This is a genomic window from Roseomonas sp. AR75, from assembly GCF_005222815.1.
Classification (GTDB): domain Bacteria; phylum Pseudomonadota; class Alphaproteobacteria; order Acetobacterales; family Acetobacteraceae; genus Falsiroseomonas.
In genome coordinates this window covers 122,615-144,788 of record NZ_STGB01000003.1, presented here as the reverse complement: position 1 = coordinate 144,788, position 22,174 = coordinate 122,615, and the positions used below count along the sequence as shown (strand labels likewise).

General features: G+C 69.4%; 16 protein-coding genes and 2 tRNA genes. 15 read left to right on the top strand and 3 right to left on the bottom strand.

What is annotated here, in order from left to right; all coding sequences use genetic code 11:
* Positions 1 to 11: 11 nt before the first annotated feature.
* From E4T13_RS12680 to tig, 8 genes are all read left to right on the top strand, one after another.
* Positions 12 to 1,469, top strand: coding sequence for a malonyl-CoA decarboxylase (locus tag E4T13_RS12680; RefSeq protein ID WP_137178663.1), 1,458 nt, complete (start codon positions 12 to 14; stop codon positions 1,467 to 1,469).
* Positions 1,470 to 1,619: 150 nt separating this feature from the next.
* Positions 1,620 to 3,365: a calcium-binding protein gene (locus E4T13_RS12675; protein WP_137178662.1), complete on the top strand. Its 1,746-nt coding sequence runs from the start codon at positions 1,620 to 1,622 to the stop codon at positions 3,363 to 3,365.
* Between the two features lie 383 nt (positions 3,366 to 3,748).
* Positions 3,749 to 6,103 carry a 1-deoxy-D-xylulose-5-phosphate synthase N-terminal domain-containing protein gene (locus E4T13_RS12670; protein WP_170984989.1) on the top strand — a complete coding sequence of 785 codons (2,355 nt, stop codon included), beginning with the start codon at positions 3,749 to 3,751 and terminating at the stop codon, positions 6,101 to 6,103.
* Positions 6,100 to 7,098 carry a class I SAM-dependent methyltransferase gene (locus tag E4T13_RS12665; RefSeq protein ID WP_137178660.1) on the top strand — a complete coding sequence of 333 codons (999 nt, stop codon included), beginning with the start codon at positions 6,100 to 6,102 and terminating at the stop codon, positions 7,096 to 7,098. Before E4T13_RS12670 ends, E4T13_RS12665 begins: the two co-directional genes overlap by 4 nt.
* Positions 7,095 to 8,183 (top strand): class I SAM-dependent methyltransferase, encoded by a 1,089-nt coding sequence (locus E4T13_RS12660; RefSeq protein WP_137178659.1) that lies wholly within the window; start codon positions 7,095 to 7,097, stop codon positions 8,181 to 8,183. Before E4T13_RS12665 ends, E4T13_RS12660 begins: the two co-directional genes overlap by 4 nt.
* Positions 8,184 to 8,196: 13 nt before the next feature.
* Positions 8,197 to 8,277, top strand: a tRNA-Leu gene (locus E4T13_RS12655).
* A gap of 90 nt (positions 8,278 to 8,367) precedes the next feature.
* Complete coding sequence (locus tag E4T13_RS12650) at positions 8,368 to 8,733, top strand: hypothetical protein (RefSeq protein WP_137178658.1); 366 nt, start codon at positions 8,368 to 8,370, stop codon at positions 8,731 to 8,733.
* 113 nt (positions 8,734 to 8,846) lie between these two features.
* A complete protein-coding gene (gene tig / locus E4T13_RS12645) occupies positions 8,847 to 10,190 on the top strand; it encodes a trigger factor (protein ID WP_137178657.1) in 1,344 nt (447 codons plus the stop codon).
* Between the two features lie 42 nt (positions 10,191 to 10,232).
* On the opposite strand, the gene E4T13_RS12640 is transcribed toward tig, so the two are convergent.
* Entirely contained in the window at positions 10,233 to 10,967 is a 735-nt protein-coding gene (locus tag E4T13_RS12640) for a neuromedin U (protein WP_137178656.1), read from the bottom strand.
* Between the two features lie 202 nt (positions 10,968 to 11,169).
* Positions 11,170 to 12,600: a DUF1254 domain-containing protein gene (locus E4T13_RS12635; RefSeq protein WP_137178655.1), complete on the bottom strand. Its 1,431-nt coding sequence runs from the start codon at positions 12,598 to 12,600 to the stop codon at positions 11,170 to 11,172.
* 251 nt (positions 12,601 to 12,851) lie between these two features.
* Here E4T13_RS12635 and E4T13_RS12630 point away from each other — a divergent pair, with 251 nt between their 5' ends.
* A complete protein-coding gene (locus E4T13_RS12630; RefSeq protein WP_137178654.1) occupies positions 12,852 to 13,865 on the top strand; it encodes a helix-turn-helix domain-containing protein in 1,014 nt (337 codons plus the stop codon).
* Positions 13,866 to 13,890: 25 nt separating this feature from the next.
* Here the strand turns inward: E4T13_RS12630 and E4T13_RS12625 are convergent, their stop codons facing one another.
* Entirely contained in the window at positions 13,891 to 15,318 is a 1,428-nt protein-coding gene (locus E4T13_RS12625) for a DUF1254 domain-containing protein (RefSeq protein WP_137178653.1), read from the bottom strand.
* A gap of 156 nt (positions 15,319 to 15,474) precedes the next feature.
* On the opposite strand from E4T13_RS12625, the gene E4T13_RS12620 reads away from it, so the two are divergent.
* The 6 genes from E4T13_RS12620 (at position 15,475) to E4T13_RS12595 (ending at position 21,992) form a co-directional block, all read left to right on the top strand.
* Positions 15,475 to 16,488: a helix-turn-helix domain-containing protein gene (locus E4T13_RS12620; protein ID WP_137178652.1), complete on the top strand. Its 1,014-nt coding sequence runs from the start codon at positions 15,475 to 15,477 to the stop codon at positions 16,486 to 16,488.
* A gap of 35 nt (positions 16,489 to 16,523) precedes the next feature.
* Positions 16,524 to 17,168 carry an ATP-dependent Clp endopeptidase proteolytic subunit ClpP gene (clpP, locus tag E4T13_RS12615; RefSeq protein ID WP_137178651.1) on the top strand — a complete coding sequence of 215 codons (645 nt, stop codon included), beginning with the start codon at positions 16,524 to 16,526 and terminating at the stop codon, positions 17,166 to 17,168.
* Between the two features lie 186 nt (positions 17,169 to 17,354).
* Positions 17,355 to 18,611 (top strand): ATP-dependent Clp protease ATP-binding subunit ClpX, encoded by a 1,257-nt coding sequence (gene clpX / locus E4T13_RS12610; RefSeq protein WP_137178650.1) that lies wholly within the window; start codon positions 17,355 to 17,357, stop codon positions 18,609 to 18,611.
* A 194-nt stretch (positions 18,612 to 18,805) separates the two neighbouring features.
* Positions 18,806 to 21,235, top strand: a complete 2,430-nt coding sequence (lon, locus tag E4T13_RS12605) for an endopeptidase La (RefSeq protein ID WP_137178649.1) — start codon at positions 18,806 to 18,808, stop codon at positions 21,233 to 21,235.
* Positions 21,236 to 21,524: 289 nt separating this feature from the next.
* Positions 21,525 to 21,797: an HU family DNA-binding protein gene (locus tag E4T13_RS12600; protein WP_137178648.1), complete on the top strand. Its 273-nt coding sequence runs from the start codon at positions 21,525 to 21,527 to the stop codon at positions 21,795 to 21,797.
* 123 nt (positions 21,798 to 21,920) lie between these two features.
* Positions 21,921 to 21,992, top strand: a tRNA-Val gene (locus E4T13_RS12595).
* Positions 21,993 to 22,174 lie beyond the last annotated feature (182 nt).

The following is a 22,174-nucleotide window of genomic DNA, read 5'->3' as shown; positions in this document are numbered from 1 at the left end:
AAGGATCCGTGATGTCCGACCTGGCCGTCTCGACCGGCCTTCTCGACCGCGCCCTGCGCCGCGTCACCTCCCTGTGGCGCGACATGGCGGGGTCGGCCTCCGCCGGGGCGGAAGAGGATTTCGCCGCGCAGATGCGCGCCTGCCTGGAAGCGCGGGGCGGCGAGGTCTCCGCCCGCGCCCGGGCCGCGGGTCTGGCGCAGGCCTATCTCGACGCGGACCATGCCGGGCGGGGCGACTTCCTGCGGGCGCTCGCCTCCTTCGATTCCGACCCCGACGCTGTGCGCGCCGCCTGGGAGAAGGTCGCGGCCGCCACCGGCGTGGCAGAGCGCGCCGCCGCGAAAGCCCGGCTGCGTCGCGCGCTGGAGCCGCCGCGCCTGCGCCTGCTGACCCAGTTCACCGCCATCCCCGACGGGGTGAAGTTCGTCGTGAACCTGCGCGCCGACCTGATCGCCCGCATGAAGGGCGAGCCGATGCTGGAGGCGCTGGAGGGCGATTTCCGCACCCTGCTCGCCGCCTGGTTCGATGTCGGCTTCCTCGAACTCCGCGCCATCGACTGGTCCTCCCCCGCCTCGCTGCTGGAGAAGCTGGTCGGCTACGAGGCGGTGCACCGCATCCGCACCTGGCGCGACCTGAAGAACCGCCTGGATTCCGACCGCCGCTGCTACGCCTTCTTCCATCCGCGCATGCCGGAGGAGCCGCTGATCTTCGTCGAGGTCGCGCTGGTGAAGGGGCTGGCGGACAACGTGCAGGCGCTGCTGGACGAGAAGGCGCCGCTGCAGGATCCGCGCAAGGCCGATACGGCCATCTTCTACTCCATCAACAACTGCCAGCGCGGCCTGGATGGCATCAGCTTCGGCAACTTCCTGATCAAGCGCGTGGTCGCGCTGCTGTCGGCCGAGTTCGGCAACCTGAAGGCCTTCGCGACCCTGTCGCCCATTCCGGGCTTCCGCCGCTGGCTGGAGGAGCGGATCGCCGCCGCCGATGTCGCCCTGATCAATGAGGAGGAAGCGGCGGCGCTGCGCACGGCGCTGCCGCCCGACCTTGCGCTTCCCGCTCCGGCGACCGACGGCGCCGTCGTTGCGCCGCGCCCGCCCGCCGGCGAGACGTCCGTGCAGGCGCTGGCCCGCGTGCTCTCGCGCCGCATGGCCGTGCGGGAGGAGGCGGTGGCGAAGGCGCTCGATCCCGTCCTGCTGCGCGCCTGCGCCCGCTATCTGCTGGCGGAGGGTGGGCGCGACCCGAAGCGCGCGCGCGATCCGGTCGCGCATTTCCACCTGTCCAATGGTGCGCGGGTGGAGCGTCTGAACCCGCGCGGCGATGTCAGCGAGAAGGGCTGGCGGGAGAGCGCGGGGATGATGGTGAACTACCTCTACGATCCCGCGAAGATCGAGGACTACCACGAGGAGTATGCAGGGGAGGGCAAGCGCGCCGCCTCCTCCGCGGTGCGCAAGCTCGCCAAGGGCTTCATCTAGCCCTTCACGCGCATTGCGCGCCGCGGAAACAACTGAAACGCGGCGCGCAGCGACCGATACCGCCGCACCATCCGCGCGCAAGGTCGCGCGGCGAAAACGTCTCCCGCAGGCACCGGATGTTCCGGGCCGATCCGATCCGGGAGACCTTCCATGGCAACCGTCAGCATCACCTTCGGCGACGACAACGACAATTTCTACGGCCAGCCCTATGACGACGACCTCATCATCCAGATGGGGAAGGGCAACGACACCGTCTACGCCGGCGAGGGCACGAACCTGGTCTATCTCGGCGCCGGCAACGACCGCTTCGACTCCAACGACCTGCTGGGCGGACCCTTCCAGGAATCGACCGAATGCGGTCCCTCGACCGTCTATGGCGACATCGGCAACGATGTTTTCGAGTTCTACGACACCACCGGCACTGCTTATGGCGGCAAGGACAACGACACCTACAACATCGAAGGCGACAGCAGCTCCGTCTCGGTGGTGGAATACGCCAACGAGGGCATCGACACGATCAACATCGCGCTCTGGAACGAGGCGACCTACTACATCCCCGACTTCGTCGAGAACCTGAACGTCAAGACCGTCTACTACTGGGGGTTCTTCTTCAACGACTACGAAGAGACCAACCTCCAGTACGAGCTGGGCTACGTGAAGGCCGGCGTCACCATCGTCGGCAACGCCGAGAACAACGCCATCACCGGCAGCGACATGCACGACACCCTCAAGGGCGGCACGGGCGCGGACACGGTGAAGGGCGGCCTGTCCAACGACGTGCTCTACGGCGAGGACGGCAACGACGTGCTCTGGGGCGAGCACGGCAACGACAAGGCCTATGGCGGCGCCGGCAACGACAAGCTGGTCGGCCACGGCGGCAACGACACGCTCGACGGCGGCGCGAACGACGACTTCCTCGATGGCGGCAGCGGCAACGATCAGCTCTTCGGCGGGGAGGGCAAGGACGTGCTGTTCGGCGGCACCGGCGCCGATACGATGAACGGCGGCAATGGCGACGACACCTATGTGGTGGACAGCACGGCCGACAAGATCGTCGAAGCCGCGGGCGGCGGCAGCGACCTCGTGAAGACCACGCTCGCGAGCTACACGCTGGCCAACGAGTTGGAGGCCCTGACCTACACCGGCACCGGCAACTTCACCGGCACCGGCAACGGCGCGACCAACACGATCAACGGCGGCAAGGGCGCCGACCTGCTCAAGGGCATGGGCGGCAACGACGTGCTGCTGGGCAATGACGGCGCGGACGACCTGTTCGGCGGAGAGGCCAACGACTACCTCTCCGGTGGCAACGGCGTCGACAGCCTGCAGGGCGAGGCCGGCAACGACACGCTCTACGGCAACAACGACGCCGACTACATGTCTGGCGGCACGGGCAACGACTACCTCGATGGCGGCGCCGGCAACGACAACATGCATGGCGACGACGGCATCGACGTGATGCATGGCGGCGACGGCGACGACCTGATGCAGGGCGGCGCCGGCAGCGACGAGATCCACGGCGGCAACGGCAACGACCGGATCTATGGCGGCCTGGGCAAGGACAAGCTGTATGGCGATGCCGGCTTCGACACCTTCAGCTACCAGTCGCTGGCCGAGAGCAACGCCGCCAACGGCCGCGACTTCATCTATGGCTTCGAGCAGGGCAAGGACAAGATCGACCTGTCCTGGATCGACGCCAACGCCACCGTTGCGGGCAACCAGGCCTTCGCCTTCACCGGCAGCGGCGCCTTCTTCAAGAGCGCGGGCGATCTGTGGATCACCACCAGCCTGCTCGGCGCCACGGTGAACTGCGACGTCAACGGCGACGCGATCGCCGACATGCAGATCAACGTGGCCGGCGTCTGGACCATGGCGGCGAGCGACTTCGTCCTCTGACGCACAGGGCATCCACGGACAGGGCGACGGCGCCGCGGCGCCGTCGCCCTTCACCCGTACGTCACCGCGACTTCGCCGTGCTTTCGCGCGCTGCGGGTCTTCGCGCAGCCGGTGCGCGCATGGTCGCTCCAGCGTCGGCGATGCGCTTGCCGTGCTGACGCCGGAAGCCGGATTGCCGGAAGGCATCCGCGCGGCTCTCATCGCCGCGCTGCTCGAATCGGGCGCCGGCGCTCGGCCCGGCCTGCCGCGACGCGCCCGCGGCCTGCGCTGAGCATCCGGCCCACCCGGCTTCGCCCGGCCGGCTCGCCGCCCTATGTTGGGGGCATGGCCGGGCGGGAGAGACAGGCATGACCGAGCAGACGCCGATCAGGCCGGCGCAGGCCATGGACCCGATGCGCCGGCTGCGCCTTCTGCACCAGGTGGAGCGAAAGCTGCTCTGGCTCTCGGCCTGGATGATCCATCATGCCAACCACATCCGCCCCAACCGCGACGGGCTGAAGGTGGGGGGGCATCAGGCCTCCTGCGCTTCCTGCATCTCGATCATGGCGGCGCTCTATTTCGAGATCCTGCGGCCCGAGGATCGCGTGGCCGTGAAGCCGCATGCCGGGCCGGTGTTCCACGCCATCAACTACCTGCTCGGCCGCCAGACGAAGGAGAAGCTGGCGACACTGCGCGAATTCGGCGGCATCCAGCCCTATCCCTCCCGCATGAAGGATGGGGCGGAGGTGGATTTCTCCACCGGCTCGGTCGGGCTCGGCGTGGCGCTGACCACCTTCGGATCCCTGGTGCAGGACTATGTCCACCTGCACGGCATGGCGCGGCCCGACGTGCCGAAGGGCCGGCACGTCGCGATCGTCGGCGACGCGGAGCTGGATGAGGGCAACATCTACGAAGCCCTGCTGGAAGGCTGGAAGCACGATGTCCGCAATGTCTGGTGGGTGGTGGACTATAACCGGCAGAGCCTGGACAGCGTCGTCCCCGATCGCCTCTTCGGCCGGATCGAGGGGCTGTTCCGCGACATGGGGTGGAACGTCGTCACGCTGAAATACGGCCGCAAGCTGCAGGCCGCCTTCGCCCGGCCCGACGGCGACGCGCTGCGCCGCTGGATCGACGATTGCCCGAACAGCCTCTACGCCGCGCTGACCTTCCAGGGCGGCGCCGCATGGCGCAACGCCGTGCTGGCCGAGCTCGGCCGCGTGCCCGGCGTGCGCGCCATCGTCGACCCGCTGACCGATGACGAGCTGGCGGAGCTGATGACCAATCTCGGCGGCCACGACATCGAGACGCTGACCGAGGCGTTCCGCGCGCAGGACGCGGAGGGCGACCAGCCCACCTGCTTCATCGCCTACACCATCAAGGGCATGGGCCTGCCCTTCGCCGGGCACAAGGACAACCATGCCGGGCTGATGACCAAGGAACAGATGGCCGGATTCCGCGCCGCCATGCGCATCCGCGAGGGCCATGAGTGGGACCCGCATGAGGGGCTGGACGCGACGGAGGCGGAGCTGCGCGCCTTCCTCGACGCCACGCCCTTTGCCACGAAGCTGGCGCCGGAAGGCCGCCGGCTCTCCGCGCCCGCCGTGCATGTGCCCGCTTCCTTCGCCGCGCCCCGCGTGCCGGCCGGACGAAAACTCTCCACCCAGGCGGCCTTCGGCGAGATCCTGGCGGAGCTCGGCCGCGGCCATGGCGAGGCGGCGGAGATCGCCGCGCGCATCGTCACGACCAGCCCGGACGTGACGGTCAGCACCAATCTCGGCCCCTGGGTGAATCGCCGCGGCATCTTCGACCGGCACCAGAAGAACGACGTGTTCCGGGATGCCAAGCTCGCCTCCGCGCAGCGCTGGGGCATGGCGCCGGAGGGCCAGCACATCGAGCTCGGCATCGCCGAGCAGAATCTTTTTCTCGTTCTTTCCGCGCTGGGGCTGTCGCATCAGCTCTATGGCGCGCGGCTGCTGCCCGTGGGCACCGTGTACGACCCCTTCGTGAACCGCGGCCTCGATGCGCTGATCTATGCCTGCTACCAGGATGCGCGCTTCCTGCTGGTTTCCACGCCGTCGGGGCTGACGCTGGCGCCCGAGGGCGGCCAGCACCAGAGCGTCAACACGCCGCTGATCGGCATGGCGGCCGACCGCCTCGCCAGCTTCGAGCCCGCGCATGCGGACGAACTGGCGATCCTGCTGCGCCACGCCTTCGACCACATGCAGAAGCCGGACGGCTCGGCCGTGTGGCTGCGCCTGTCCACCCGCGCGCTGGCGCAGCCGGAACGCAACCTCGATCCCGCCGCGGTCATCGCCGGCGGCTACTGGGCCGTGCCGCCAGCGCCCGATGCGCGCATCGCCATCGCCTATCAGGGGCCGGTCGCGCCGGAAGCGATGGAGGCCTTCGAGGCGTTGCGCGCGGAGGAACCCGGCGCCGGCCTGCTTGCCGTCACCTCCCCCGACCGGCTGCACGCGGATTGGCTGGCCGCCCGCCGCGCCCGGCGCAACGGGGAAGCGCGTCGCGCCTCCGCCATCGAGACGCTGCTCGCGCCGCTGGCGCCGGGCGCCGCGATCGTCGGCGTGCTGGATGGGCACCCGGCCGCGCATGCCTGGATGGGTGCGGTGCGCGGGCATCGCGTCGTGCCGCTGGGCGTGGACCGCTTCGGCCAGGCCGGCGACATCCCCGACCTGTACCGCGCCTATGGCCTCGACACGGAGGCGATCCTCGATGCGTGTGCGGAGGCGCTGCTGCCGGCATGAGCGATCGTCCCGCGCGTCCGCGCTGGCTGGACCGCAAGCCCGAGCCGCCGCACGCGGTCGCCGCCTATCGCTGGCTGCTCGGCCGCGATCCCGAAAGCGCGCAGACCGCGGAGCGCCTTGCCGCCGCCTCGCTCACCCTGGCGGAGCTGCGCGACCGCGTCCTGAACTCCGCCGAATGCCGCGCGCAGTTCGACCCGATGCGCTGGCGCCCCATGCCGCTCGACATCCCCGCGCTCGAGATCGAGAGCGAGGCGACGCCGACCCAGATCGCGGCCTTGCTGGAACGCATCGGTCGGGCCTGGGGCGCGCTGGGCGAGACCGAGCCGCACTGGTCCGTGCTGACCGATGAGCGCTTCCGCGGCGAGCGGCTGGCGGGGAACCTCGCCAGCTTCATGGCCTCTGGCGAGACCAGCGCGAAGACAATGGCGGCGATGCTGGCGCGCCACGGCGTCACCCCCGAAAGCCATCCGCGCCTGGTCGAGTTCGGCTGCGGCGTCGGCCGAGTCACCCTGCCGCTGGCGCGGCGCTTCGCCCAGGTGACGGGCTGCGACGTCTCGCCCGGCCATCTCGCGGTGGCGCGGGACGCGGCGGAGCAGGCCGGGCTGGGCCGCATCGCCTGGTGGCAGGTGCGCGTGGAGGCGCTGCTGCCGCCGGCGCCATGGGATATCTGGTACAGCCACCTCGTGTTGCAGCACAATCCGCCGCCGCTGGTGCGCCACATCCTGCGCCAGGCCTTCGCCGGCCTCGCCCCTGGCGGCGTGGCGCTGTTCCAGGTGCCGACGCATATCCGCGGCTACCGCTTCGTCGTCGCCGACTACCTGGCCCGCGCCGGCGATGGCGGCATGGAGATGCACGCCCTGCCGCAGGAGGCGGTGTTCGCGCTCGCCGCCGACGCGGGGCTTCAGGTCCTGGAAGTGCGGGACGACAGCCACCTCACCACGCGGGAGGCCGGGCGCTTCCTGTCGCACAGCTACCTGTTCCGACGCCCGGCATGACGAAGCCGGGTGCCCCGCCGGCCGAGGACGCCGCGACGCGACGCCGGCTGGCCCGGATGGCCGCGCGGCAGGCGGCCCGCGCCGCCGGCCGTCCGCCGCCGCCGAAGCCGGCGCCCGACCCGATGATGGGCGCGCTGACGCGCGAGGATGTGGCCGCCGCCTATGGCTGGCTGCTCGGCCGCGCGCCGGAGGACGAGGACGTCGTCACCCGCATCCTGGGCCGCCTCGCGACGCCTGCCGCGCTGCGCGAGGAGTTGCTGCGTTCCGGCGAGTTCCGCGGCCTGGTGGCCGCCATCGCCCTGCCCGGGCCGCCGCTGGACGCGCCGCCGATGGCGGTCGGCACCGAGGCTGGCGCGGCGGCGTTGGAGGCCATGCAGACGGAGCTTCGGAAGGGATGGGCCCGTCTCGGCGAGACGCTGCCGCATTGGTCCTGCCTGCCCAACCCCGCCTTCCGCCCCGAGCGCCTGCCGCGCAACCGGCGCGCCTTCCATGCCTCGGGCCGGCTCGACCGGTCGCTGCTGGAAGCGGTGCTGGCGCGCCACGGCATTCCCCTGGAGCGGCTCGGCCATCTGGTGGATTTCGGCTGCGGCGTCGGGCGGGCCACGCTGCATCTCGCTGCCATCAGCCCAAGGGTGACCGGGGTGGACATCTCGGCCCCGCATCTCGCCCTGGCGCGGCAAGAGGCGCGGGCGAGGGGCCTTGATCACATCGCCTGGCTGCGCAGCCGCGCCGATCTGCCCATGCCGGTGCAGGGCTACGACCTGTGGTTCAGCCGCAGAGTCCTGCAGCACGTGCCGCCGCCGCTGGCGCTGCACCTGCTCCGGCTGGCCTTTGCGGGCCTGGCGCCCGGCGGGGTGGCGGTGTTCCAGGCGGCGACGCTCGGCCTCGGCTACGGCTACGACCCGGCCGCCCCGCCCACGCCTGCGGAGACCGCGCTGGCCGAGACCCACGCGCTGCCGCAGGCCGCGATCCTCGGCGCCGCCGCCGAGGCGGGGCTGCGCGTGCTGGACGTGCAGGAAGATCCGGTGCCGGGGCTCGACCGCGCGCGCTGGCTGTCGCATCTCTTCGTCCTGGCGCGGCCCTGAGCCGCGGCAGGATGCGGGCGTGGTGGAACGGTAGACACGCTGGATTTAGGTTCCAGTGGCGCAAGCCATGGGGGTTCAAGTCCCTCCGCCCGCATATCCTGTCGTGAAGTATTGCTTCATTTCCTGTTTTTGTACGGCCGAGGGGCCAACGATAGGATGATGCCCAAAACGGGAGACTGGGCACATGCCAGATCGGCACGAAGCAGACGGCTACAGGTTCAGCTTTGTCAGCAGGACAAGTTGGAAGGCCAAGCGCCTGCACAGGGGACAGCTGATCGACGTCGTCCCGGTGACCTGGACCAGGGCGCATCGCTACGCCGAGCGGCGGATCGAGGTCTGGTACCGTGACCCGGCCGAACTCGAAGCACGGCGCCGCGATCCCGCGCCCTTCGTCGTCGCGGTGGCCGAGGCGAAGGACTGGAGCGTTTTTCCCCTTGCTTTCAAGCAGTTCAACGCCGTTTTCGAGGTTGCGGCGACCGGCAAGCAACTGAGCGGAATCAGTATCGAAGCCCAGGTGCTGCGCCGCCTCCGTGCCGGCGTGACGAGCTGAAGGCCGTCCGGCGCCCCATTGCTCCCGGCCCCGTGCGGCGCTAACGGGGCGGGCTTCATACGTATGGCGGCGTCCGCCGGGGCGCCGCCGCAAGGATTCCGGAAGGTCCAGAGATGCAGGTCACCGAGCTGCCGGCCGAGGGGCTGAAGAGGGCATTCCAGGTCGTGGTGCCCGCCGCGAGCCTGGCCGAGCGGCGCGACGCGCGGCTGAAGAAGCTCGGGTCGGAGCTGCGCCTGCCCGGATTCCGCCCCGGCAAGGTGCCGCCGGCCATCGTCAAGGCGCGCTACGGCCAGGCCGTCGCCGGCGAGGTGCTGGAGGAGAGCGTCAACGAGGCGACCCGCCAGGTGCTGGCCGACCGCGGCCTCCGCCCGGCCCTGCAGCCGAAGATCGAGCTGGTGAACTACAGCGACGGGGCCGACCTGGAATACAAGCTCGACCTCGAGCTGCTGCCGGAAATCCAGATGCCCGACTTCTCCGGCATCAGCCTGGAGCGTGAGAAGGCAACCCCCGGCGAGGCCGAGGTGGACGCCTTCCTCGCCACGATGCGCGAGCGCATGGCCGGCACCGAGGACGTGGCGGAGACGCGCGCCGCCGCCAAGGGCGACGTGCTGGTCTGCGACTTCGAAGGCCGGCTGAAGAACGAGGATGGCAGCCTGGCCGAGCCCTTCCAGGGCGGCACCGCGCAGGACATGCCCATCGAGGTCGGCGGCGCCGGCTTCATCCCCGGCTTCACCGAGCAGCTCGAGGGCATGAGCCCCGGCGACAGCAAGCAGATCGAGGTCAGCTTCCCCGAGGGCTACCAGGCCGCCGAGCTGGCCGGGAAGCCCGCCGTCTTCGCCGTGACCGCCAAGGCGCTGAAGCAGAAGGTGCTGCCCGAGGTGGACGACGAGTTCGCCAAGAAGCTGGGCGTGGACGACGTGGCCGCGCTGCGCACCCGCGTGACCGAGAACCTGCAGCGCGAATATGATGCGCTGGCGCGCATGAAGGTGAAGCGCGCGCTGCTCGACGCGCTGGCCGACCGCGCCAGCTTCACCGTGCCGGACGGCATGGTGGAGGCCGAGTTCGGCCAGATCTGGCAGCGCGTCGAGGCCGACATCAAGGCCGGCAACCTCGACGAGGAGGACAAGGGCAAGGACGAGGCGACGCTGAAGGCCGACTACCGCGCCATCGCGGAGCGCCGCATCCGGCTCGGCCTGCTGCTGTCGGAGATCGGGCGGACCAACAACATCCAGGTCTCGAACGACGAGCTGGCGAATGCCATGCGGATGGAGGCGATGCGCTATCCCGGGCAGGAGAAGCAGGTCTTCGAGTTCTTCCGCGGCAATCCGCAGGCCGTGGACAGCCTGCGCGCGCCGATCTTCGAGGAGAAGGTCGTGGACTTCGTGCTGGAACTCGCCCAGGTCGCCGAGAAGCAGGTCGAGCCGAAGGACCTGACGGCCGCGGCGGCGGAGGGCTGATCGACCGGCGCGGGCGGCGGCGCCTGCCGCACGCCCGCGGCACTACTTCGGGAACAGCAGCGCGATCTGGAAGCGGATCTGCCAGTCCGGCCCGTCATCGGGCCGGATCGCGTTGTAGTAGGCGCCGAGTTGCGCATTCACCGGCTGCCGGCCGAGATGGAAGATCTGGCCCAGCGCCAGCCCCACTGGCACGGTCCAGACATTGCCGTCCCGCGCCTCCCACTGCGCGGTCACGATCGGCGAGAAGGACAGGTAGGTCCCCGGCAAGGCCGGGATATTGTAGCTGACCAGCGGCTGGAGCGTCAGCGTGCTGTAGCGGTTCGGCCCGTCGCCGCCGAAGGACCAGACGTTGTTCGCGACCCCGCCGATCACCCACGGCCCCTGAAGCGTCAGCGCGATCAGGCCCGGCCCGGCGCCCCAGCGGTTGCTGCCGAGCGCCGCCTCGGTCGTCGTCGGCGCCTGCGCCACCACGCCCGTGCCCCAGATCAGCCGGCCGGGGTTCGATGGTGTCAGGAAGAACTGCGTCTGCGTGGCGCCAAGCCCGAAGGTCGTTCCCGCGTCAGGCCCTGGGGCGGGCTGCCAGATCACCGGAAGCACGGGGCGGAGGATGAGGTTCCATGCCGCATCCAGCGCGACCGGGACGACCGGCTGCAGGTTCATCACGTTCTGGACGCCGTCGCCGGCGCCATAGCCGAGGTTGGTGTCGTTCTGCACGGGCAGGCTCAGCATGCGCGCCAGCGGGTTCTGCACGGCGCGCGCCAGGGCCGCCGCATCCATGCCGATCCGTGCTTCGCCCGGCCGCAGTGGCTGGGCGAGGGCGGGCGCAGCAGCGAGACTCAGCGCCGCACCCACGGCCCATGGCGCGCGGCGCGAGGTTGATTCGCGGATCGGCAAAGGCGACCGTCCCGTCGAGGATGATGGAGCCGACGGGAAGGCTAGTGGGGCGCGGGTCAGGCTGGCAAGCTGCCGGCCTGCCGCCTCAGCCGACCTTCACGATGCCTGGCGGCTTCCAGGCGCCCTGGCCGACCGGCAGCAGCGACGGCGCCTCGGTCTTCGGCCAGTAGAGCCGCATGACCATGTAGATCGGCCCGTCCGGCGCCGGCAGCCAGTTCGGCCGCAGCTCGGCGCCCGGATCGTCCTTCTGGATGTGCAGCGTCACACCGCCGTCGGCATTGCGCTTCATGCCGCTCAGCATGGGCGAGTTGATAAGGTAGCGGTCGATCGGGTTCCGCACGAGAAGCTGGTTGCCGCCGTGATACATGGTCACCGACCAGAACGCGTTGACTGGCGGCAGCTGGTTCGCGGCGAAGGTCAGGGTGTAGCGGCCCGTGCTGCCATCCAGGGCCTGACCATTGGCGTCGTGCCGCGTGAAGGGATAGGTCGCCTCTTCCGTGGTGTTGCCGTAGATGCCGGCCTTGGCGGCGACGGCGCGGAGCATCCAGTCGCCGTTGTAGGCCTCCGGGCTGCCGGGGATCGGCGTCACGCGCCAGCCATTCATCGCGACGCCCGCGGCGGCCACCGCCGCCTCCACCTTGCGCTCGCCTTCGAAGGCGGCGCCAAGCAGTTCCATGCGGTCCACGAAGGAATGCGGCATCGGCGTGCCGCGGCCGTCGATGCCGATGGTCGCCATCTGCGCGCGGATCGCCGCCTCGTTCGGCTGCGGCGCGTTGAACTGCAGCGCGAAGGCCAGGTAGTCGAAGAAGTGGTGCTTCGCCAGGTCGGCGGTGACGCGCGGCCAGCGGATCTCCGGCGCGGCCGGCGGCGCGGGCTGACGCAGGAAGGCCGAGAGCGGTTCGGCCTTGTAGCCGCGCTGCACGGCGATCACGTTCGGCATGTCGTCGGCACCGAAGAGTTGCGTGCGGAAGATCGTCAGCGCGAATTGCGAGGTGGAGCGGATGACGCCCTTGATGCCCGGCGGCGTCGCACCCTGCCACCCGGGCCCGGCGACGATCCACGACCCTGCGCCCTGGCCGGTGGCGCGGCTGCCGATATACCCGACGTTGTAGGTGTTGCCGTCGCAGACCTGGACCGAGAAATAACGGCCGGCGGGGACGTCCGGGACGGAAAGTACCATCGGCTCCGCCCGCAGGTCGAGCCAGCACATGGAATAGGGCGTGTCGCTGTTCGGCGTGGGAACCGCGGTGTCGCGCCAGGTGAAGACCTGCTCGTCGTTCCAAATGGTGTTGAACGGCGCCTTGAACTGGCCGCTGTTCCGGTCGATCGCGAATTCGTACATCACGGTGTAGTTCATCACGACCGGCAGGCCGAAGACGAAAGCGGCCTCGGCTGCCTCGAAAGCGCCGATGACGCCCGGGCGGCTGGCCTGCGCCAGCGCTGGCCGGGTGCGCATCGCCGCGCCGCCAAGCGCGGCTGACGCCGTCGCGAGAAGAAGATTGCGCTTGCTCGGCATGATCATGTCCCTGGGGCCGGTCTTCAGCGGGGCTGCACGCGCGCGCCGTCCGCTCAAGCCGTCTTCCTGCCATTCGGGCGTCGACCGGACCAAGCGGATACGATAGCCAAAAGCGGCAGCGCGATGCGGCCAGCGTCTCAGCCGACAGTTGACGCAACCTGCCCAGAGTGGCTAACCGCGCCGAGAGCGGACCGAACCCGGTGTGGCCGACCCGGCCCCGGCCGATGCGCCTGCTGCGTTCGAGGACACGCATGAATTCGGCGCCCCAACGCGTCGTTTCGGCCGACATGACCGATCTGGACCAGTTCAGCCGCGCCCAGCGGGACGGCAGCGCGGAACACATCCAACTCGGTGCGGGTCGCCTCCGTCTATGCATGCGATACGCGGATTTCGGCGCGGTGCGTGTGCAGGTCAACGCGGTGGATAACGAGTATCTCGCTCGCGCCCAGTTTCATCCCGATCGCTGGGCCATGTTCATCGACATCGGCGAGCAGCCCGGCACCTCGCTGATCAACGGCAACATCATGGGCCGGGAGGGCGCCATGCTGTTCGGACCGGGTGGCGAGCTGCATGCGCGGGTCACGCGCGGACAGGCCTGGTGCATGCTCACCTTCGCCATCGAGCCCATCGCAGGGCTGCTCGACAGGGCGTTGGGCCCGCTGCCGGGCGGCTCCCTCTTCGCGCCGCATCTCCTTGGTCGTGCACCGGGGCTCGCGCGCCTGTCGCGCGACCTGTCGGCGGTGCTCTTCGCCGATCCCGGCCGGCTCGACGCCGGCTCGGCGGGCGCCGCCGTGGCGGACAGCGTCGTTGCGCAGCTCGGCGCGGCGCTGGAGACCCTGGCGCCGCGCTCAGCCTGCCGCGCCCAGCAGCGGCAGGTGCGCCTGGTAGCGGGCGCGGTGGATCTGCTGGAGGCTTCGCTGGACCGGCCGGTCTATACGGCCTCGGTCGCCGGCCATCTCGGCGTCGGCGTGCGGACGCTGAACGAGGCGTTCCGCGCGGTCTACGGGACCAGCCTGCACCAGTGGCTGCGGCTGCGTCGACTGGCGCTCGCGCGGCGCTGGCTGCGCGACGCGGAGGGGCCGACGCTGATCAAGCAGATCGCGCTGGATGCCGGCTTCTGGCATTTCGGCCGGTTCGCCTCCGCCTATCGGCGGATGTATGGCGAAACGCCCTCCGATACGCTCGCGGCGCGCACGCGCCCGGTCGGCTTCGTATCGGCCGTCTGCGCGCCGCCTTCATCCGCCACGGTGCGGGCCGGGCGTTGAGGCGGCGCGCTGCCGGAAGGGCGCGCTACGACACCTTGCGCGCCGGCGGGATCACCCAGGTGCCGTCGAGGATCGAGGGGTCCGTCTCGCTCGGCCAGTAGAGACGCAGCATCAGGATGAACTTGCCGGTGGGCGCCGGCAGCCAGTTGGATTCGCGGTCGGCGCCGGGGGAGGCGTTCTGGATCAGCAGGTCCACCGAGCCGTCCGCGTTGCGCTTGAGGTCCTGACGCGCGCTGATCGAGTAGCGGTTCAGCGGGTTCGCCACGAAGAAGTAGTCGGCGTCGTACATGGTCAGCGACCAGAAGCCCTCCGCCGGCGGAAGCTGCCCGGGCGGGAAGCGCATGACGTAGCGGTTGGCGCCGCTGTACTCGTCGCCATCCGCATCCTTGAGCGAGGTCGGATAGACCGCGTCCTGCGGCCGGTTGGCGCCGAGCCCGATGGCCGTGACGAGCGCGCGCATGAGGTAGTCCGTGCCGTAGATGCCGGTGCGCGTGGTGTAGGCCCAGCCGTTGATGTCCTTGACCGCGGCGTTGATGCGGAACTGCAGCATGATGCGGTCGAAGGAGACCTGCGGGATGCGGCCGGCAAAGTCGGCGCGCAGCTTCGACGCGTCGAAATCCCGGCCGGGTACGAGGCCGATGCGCGCGAAGCGCGCGATGTGCGGCGCGTCGGCGGGCGCCGGCGGGTTGCGCTTCATCAGCTCGGCCAGCAGCGCGAAATACTGCACGGCGGACATCGCGTTCACCTGGTCGCGCACGGCCGTACGCATGTCGATGGCCGGATCCACCCGGCCGGCCGGCGGCGTGTAGGGCCGGCCATAGGCGCTGAGCGGGACTACCCGCACCTGGTCCTGCAGGGCATGTACCTCAGCATAGTCCTGTGGCGTGCCGGTGCAGTAGATGCGGCCGAGCAGCCAGACGATGCTGGTGCGCGACTTGTACTCGGTGACGCCGGCGGGCAGCGTGCCGGTCCAGCCGGGGCCGGTGATGGCGTAGGTCTGCGCGCCCGTGCCCGTGGTACGCTTGCCCGGCACCTGGAACACGGTGGTCCAACCATCGAGGAACGGGAACAGCGCGTAGCGGCCCTTCATGTCCGGCAGGCTGACCACCCAGGGCTCGCTGCCGACATCCAGCCAGGTCGTCGTGTAGAGCGTGTCGGCGTTCGGCGCGGTGACGTCGCGGAAGCTGGCATCGGGATAGCTGCGCGCCTTGATGAGCTGCCCCATCGGCGCGCGCAGGCCGCCCGCCTCGGCGACGTTGGTCATGATGCGCCGGGTCATCTCCATGGTCACCAGCGGATAGCCGTAGATGTAGGCCTCGCTCGCGATCCAGAAGTCCTCCATGCCTTCGAACAGGCGGAGGCCCTCGGCGAGTGCGACGCCGGGCGGCGGAACCGCCGCGCCGGTCAGCAGGCCGAGGCCCGCGAGGGCCGCGGAGCGGCGCGAAATGCTCATGATCAGGTCCTCATCCGTGCGGCCGCCGGGTTGGAGCGCGGCAGCGACGCCGGCGCATGATTGCCATGAGGGGATGCGCCGGCGAGTCTGATTCGCTATCCGTATAAGGGCGGTGCGCCGGGCGAGGTCGCCTGGGGGCGCCCAGGAAGGACGGCCATGCATCCCGCGGCGCCGCGGATCCTCTCCGCCGAGTTCACCGAGCTGGAGGCGTTCAGCGCCGCCATGCGGGATGGCACGGCGGAGAACATCCAGCTCGGCGCCGGGGCGCTGCGCCTCCGGCTGACGCTGGCCGAGTTCGGGCCGGTCCATGTGCATGCCAACGCGGTCGACAACAGCTACCTCGCCCGAGCCACGGTGCATCGGGACCGTTGGGCGATCTTCTTCGACCTCGGCGCCATGCCGGGGCAGTCGCGGGTCAACGGGGCGCTGATGGGCAAGGCCGGTGCGGTGCTGTTCGGCCCTGGTGCTGAACTGCACGCCCAGGTCGCGAAGGGACAGGAATGGGCAATGCTGACCCTGTCCAGCGATCCGGTCGCGGCGATGCTCGACGGTGTCGCCGCGCCCGGCGAGGGGCAGGTCGGCCATCTGCCCGACCTGCTGCATCGGGCGCCCGCTCTGGCTGCTCTCGCCCGCGACCTCGCCTTCGCCGGGCGCGCTGACCCGTCGCGGCTGGAACGCAGGGCGGTCGGCGCCGCGTTGCTGGAGCAGATGATGGGGGCCTTGGTCGAGGGACTGGCCGGCGCGCCCGCCACCGCGGCGGTCCGGGCCGATGGGCGGCAGCTTCGCCTTGTCGGGTCTGCCGTGGAGTATCTGGATACCGCCCTCGATGGGCCGGTCTACACGCAGGCGGTGTGCGAGGCGCTCGATGTCGGCCCGCGAGTCCTCAACGCTGCCTTCCGTGCCGTCTATGGCGTGACGCTGCAGCACTATCTGTTGACCCGGCGGTTGAACCTGGTGCGCAGCCGCCTGCGCGAGCCGGACGGGCCGGCCCTGGTCAAGCAGATCGCGCTGGATGCGGGCTTCTGGCATCTCGGCCGCTTCTCGCTGGCCTACCGCCGGATGTTCGGCGAGGCGCCTTCCGAGACACTGGCCCGCCGCACCGCGTGTTCCAGTTTCGTGCCGGGGGTTTGCGCGCCGCCCTATTCTGCCCACATTAAGAAGACCCGTTGACACTGCGCCTGAATGCCGGCGCGAAAGGACCGCCCATGCGTGATCGCGACCCCGTCGAGGTCTACAACAACACCCTCGTTCCCATGGTCGTCGAGCAGACCGCCCGGGGCGAGCGGGCCTTCGACATCTATTCGCGCCTGCTGAAGGAGCGGATCATCTTCCTGACCGGGCCGATCTTCGACCAGGTCGCCTCCCTGGTTTCCGCCCAGCTGCTGTTCCTGGAGAGCGAGAACCCGAACAAGGACATCGCCTTCTACATCAACAGCCCCGGCGGCGTGGTGACGGCGGGTCTGGCGATGTACGACACGATGCAATACATCCGCAGCCCCGTGAGCACGGTCTGCATCGGCATGGCGGCCTCCGCTGGCAGCTTGTTGCTGACCGCGGGCGCCAAGGGCAAGCGCTTCGCCCTGCCGAACAGCCAGGTCATGATCCACCAGCCCTCCGGCGGTGCCCAGGGCCAGGCGAGCGACATTGCCATCCAGGCGCGCGAGATCCTGAAGACCCGCGAGCGGCTCAACCGGATCTATGTCCATCACACGGGCCAGCCGCTCTCGGAAATCGAGGCCAAGATGGAGCGCGACACCTACATGACCGCCGAGGAGGCCAAGGAGTTCGGCCTGGTGGACGAGGTGGTGGAGCAGCGCCCGATGCCGCCCGCGGAGGCGGGGAAGAGCTGAGCGGCCGGTCCGGCGCTGCGGGGCGGCGGTGCAACACCCCGCCCCGAGCCTCCGACTCCGCACTTTGTAGTGCTTTCCCTGGCTCCGACCGGGGTCTATGGTTCCCTTTGGCCGTCCGCCCCGCCAGGAGGCGGGCGGACGTGATGCCGACCCCTCCTGCCGGGGGGTGAGGGCTCTGGAGCGCGCATGAGCAAGTCCGGCGACTCGAAGAACACCCTGTACTGCTCGTTCTGCGGCAAGTCGCAGCACGAGGTCCGGAAGCTCATCGCCGGGCCGACCGTGTTCATCTGCGACGAATGCGTCGAGCTGTGCATGGACATCATCCGCGAGGAGCACAAGACGCACCTCGTGAAGTCCCGCGACGGCGTCCCGACGCCGAAGGAGATCTGCAAGGTCCTCGATGACTACGTCATCGGCCAGGACCATGCGAAGCGCGTGCTCTCCGTCGCGGTGCACAACCACTACAAGCGCCTGGCGCATACCGGGAAGTCCGGCGACGTCGAGATCGCGAAGAGCAACATCATGCTCATCGGGCCCACGGGCTCGGGCAAGACGCTGCTTGCGCAGACGCTCGCCCGCATCCTCGACGTGCCCTTCACGATGGCGGACGCCACCACGCTGACCGAGGCCGGCTACGTGGGTGAGGATGTGGAGAACATCATCCTCAAGCTGCTGCAGGCCGCCGACTACAACGTGGAGCGCGCGCAGCGCGGCATCGTCTATATCGACGAGGTCGACAAGATCAGCCGCAAGTCCGACAACCCCTCGATCACGCGGGACGTCTCGGGCGAGGGCGTGCAGCAGGCGCTGCTGAAGATCATGGAAGGCACGGTCGCCTCGGTTCCGCCGCAGGGCGGCCGGAAGCATCCCCAGCAGGAATTCCTGCAGGTGGACACGACCAACATCCTCTTCATCTGCGGCGGCGCCTTCGCCGGGCTCGAGAAGATCATCGGCGCGCGGGGCAAGGGCTCGGGCATCGGCTTCGGCGCCGAGGTCCGCTCCCCCGACGACCGCCGCACCGGCGCGATCCTGCGCGAGGTGGAGCCCGAGGACCTGCTGAAGTTCGGCCTGATCCCCGAATTCATCGGGCGTCTGCCGGTGGTCGCCACGCTCGAGGACCTCGACGAGAAGGCGCTGATCGAGATCCTGACCAAGCCGAAGAACGCCCTGGTGAAGCAGTACCAGCGCCTGTTCGAGATGGAAGGGGCGAAGCTCACCTTCACCGAGGATGCGATGAAGTCGGTGGCCACCCGCGCCATCCAGCGCCGCACCGGCGCCCGCGGCCTGCGCTCCATCATGGAGAACATCCTGCTCGGCACGATGTTCGACCTGCCGGGGCTGGAGGACGTGGAGGAGGTGGTGGTCAACCGCGAAGTGGCGGAAGGCCGGGCCAGCCCGCTTTTCATCTACGGCGAGCGCCAGGCGGAGCAGTCTTCCGCCTGAGCCGGATGCCGGGCCCCCAGCCACGGCCGGCTTGCGTCGCCGGCCGATTGTCCCGGCCGGTTCTTGCGCCGGGCTGCCCCGGGGGCCATCTGCAATGACAATCCCGTGGCGCCAGGGCCGCGCCGCGATGGGAGAGGCCCTTGATACGGCTTCTCCTGGGCGGCCCTGCGCCGATCGTCCCTAGCGAGGTCCACATGGCGGATACGCCCGAAACTCCCACCACCGTTGTCGGCCCCGGCGAGCAGCTTCCCGTTCTGCCGCTGCGCGACATCGTGGTGTTCCCCCACATGATCGTCCCCCTCTTCGTGGGACGCGAGAAATCCGTGCGCGCGCTGGAAGCGGTGATGCGCGACGACAAGCAGATCCTGCTGGTCGCGCAGAAGAATGCCGCCCAGGACGACCCCGGCGTGGACGACCTCTACAAGGTCGGCACCGTCTCCACCGTGCTGCAACTGCTGAAGCTGCCCGACGGGACCGTGAAGGTGCTGGTCGAGGGTGGCCGGCGCGCCACCATCGCCGCCTACAAATCCACCGATCCCTATTTCGAGGCCTTCGCCGGCCCGATCGCGGAGGAGAAGGACACCGAGGGGCGCGAGACGGAGGCGCTCGCCCGCAGCGTCGTCACCCAGTTCGAGAGCTACATCAAGCTCAACAAGAAGATCGCGCCCGAGGTGCTGGTCTCGATCAACCAGATCGACGACCCGTCCAAGCTCGCGGACACGGTCGCCTCCCACCTCAACCTCAAGATCGCCGAGAAGCAGGAACTGCTGGAGACCGCCGGCGTCGCGCCGCGGCTGGAGCGCGTCTTCGCCCATATGGAGGGCGAGATCGGCGTGCTGCAGGTGGAGAAGCGCATCCGCAACCGCGTGAAGCGGCAGATGGAGAAGACGCAGCGCGAGTACTACCTCAACGAGCAGCTCAAGGCGATCCAGAAGGAGCTGGGCGAGGGCGAGGAGGGCAAGGACGAGGCCGCCGAGCTCGAGGCCAAGATCAAGGCCACCAAGCTGTCGAAGGAAGCGCGCGAGAAGGCGATGGCGGAGCTGAAGAAGCTCAAGACCATGTCGCCGATGAGCGCCGAGGCGACGGTGGTGCGCAACTACCTCGACTGGATGCTCTCCATCCCCTGGAAGAAGAAGACCAAGGTCAGCCGCGACGTCGTCAAGGCGGAGGCGGTGCTGAACGCCGACCACTACGGGTTGGAAAAGGTCAAGGAGCGGATCATCGAGTATCTGGCGGTGCAGTCGCGCTCGCCGAAGATCCGCGGGCCCATCCTGTGCCTCGTCGGCCCGCCTGGCGTCGGCAAGACCTCGCTCGGCAAGTCGATCGCGAAGGCGACGGGGCGCAACTTCGTGCGCATGTCGCTCGGCGGCGTGCGGGACGAGGCGGAGGTGCGAGGCCACAGGCGTACCTATATCGGCTCGATGCCCGGCAAGGTCGTGCAGGGCATGAAGAAGGCGAAGAGCTCCAACCCGCTCTTCCTGCTGGACGAGATCGACAAGCTCGGCGCCGACTGGCGGGGCGACCCCTCGGCCGCGCTGCTGGAGGTGCTCGACCCCGAGCAGAACAGCACCTTCAACGACCACTACCTGGAGGTGGACTACGACCTCTCGGACGTGATGTTCATCACCACGGCCAACAGCCTGCGCATGCCGCAGCCGCTGCTGGACCGCATGGAGATCATCCGCATCCCCGGCTACACCGAGGATGAGAAGATCGAGATCGCCAAGCGTCATCTGCTGCCCAAGGTCAGCGAAGCCAACGGGCTGAAGAAGGGCGAGTGGACGATCAGCGACGACGCCATGCGCGACCTCGTGCGCTACTACACGCGCGAGGCCGGCGTGCGGAACCTGGAGCGCGAGCTGTCGGGCATCGCGCGCAAGGCGGTGCGCGAGATCGTCGCGAAGAAGTCGAAGAAGGTGGCGGTCAGCGTCAAGACGCTCGAGAAGTTCGCCGGCGTCCGCAAGTTCCGCTACGGCGAGGCCGAGGCGGAGGACATGGTGGGCGTGGTGACGGGCCTTGCCTGGACGGAAGTCGGCGGCGAGATCCTGACCATCGAGAGCGTCATGGTGCCCGGCAAGGGCAATGTGAAGCAGACCGGCAAGCTCGGCGACGTCATGCAGGAGAGCGTCAGCGCGGCGATGAGCTATGTGCGCAGCCGCGCCACGACCTTCGGCCTGAAGCCGACGCTGTTCGAGAAGCGGGACATCCATGTGCACGTGCCCGAAGGCGCGACGCCCAAGGATGGCCCTTCCGCCGGCATCGCCATGGCGACCTCGATCGTCTCGGTGCTGACGGGCATTCCCGTGCGCAAGGATGTCGCCATGACCGGCGAGATCACGCTGCGCGGCCGCGTGCTGCCGATTGGTGGCCTGAAGGAGAAGCTGCTGGCGGCGCTGCGCACCGGCACCACCACGGTCTTCATCCCGAAGGACAATGAGAAGGACCTGGCCGAGATCCCGGACAACGTGAAGAAGGCGTTGACGATCATCCCGGTCAGCCATGTGGACGAGGTGATCGGCAAGGCACTGGCCCGCCCGCCCGAGCCGATCACCTGGGAAGAGCCACCGGAGGCGCCGCCCGCGGCGGCGGCAACCGGCGACGGCAGCGCGGTCCGACCGCACTGACGCACGGCGCTGACTGAAGCTTCCAAGGGCGTTCACCTTCGGGTGGGCGCCCTTTGTTTTTCCGAGCGTTTTTTCCGAGCGTTTTCCTGGGTTTCGCGCTCGCGGCGCGCGGAGTGCGGCGCGTGCTGTGGGGAAGCCGTCGCAGCCTGCGCGGAAATGGCGGTTAACCGCCGTGGATCGGGCGCCGCACGTTGACGCCTTCGAAACAGCACGCCTAGTGTCGCTGCAGAGGCGACCTCGATTCGGACGCCCTTTTCGTGGTGGTGCAGGGAACCTTAGGGGGGTTCAGATGAACAAGCAGGATCTTGTGGCGATCGTCGCCGAGTCGGGTGAGCTGTCGAAGGCCAAGGCCGGCGACGTGCTGGACGCCGTGTTCGAGGCGATCACCAAGTCGCTGAAGAAGAAGCAGGAGGTTCGGCTGGTGGGCTTCGGCACCTTCAGCACCTCCAGGCGCAAGGCCGGCAAGGGCCGCAACCCGCGCACGGGCGAGGAGATCAAGATCCCCGCGACGACGACGGTGCGCTTCAAGGCCGGCAAGGGCCTGAAGGACGCCGTGAACTGAGCCTTCGCGGCTGAGCCGGCAGGGGCTTCGTGGGCCGCTCCGCAAGGGGCGGCCTTCGTGATTCCTGGGTGGGCGAGGTGCCATCTTGGCGCCAGCATCGCGGCGGCGTAGGGCAGGGGTCGCGGGCGCTTAGCTCAGTGGTAGAGCGGCGGTTTTACACACCGTTGGTCGGCGGTTCGAATCCGTCAGCGCCCATTTTTCCTTGGCGCTTCGCGCCAAGGAAAAATCCGCCGGAGGCATGGAGAAGCGACCCGCGACGCGAAGGCGTCGCGGCGCGGCCCGCCACACGCGGTGCATCGCGGCGCTTCGCGCCAAGGAAAAATCCGCCTGAGGCATGGAGAAGCGACCCGCGACGCGAAGGCGTCGCGGCGCGGCCC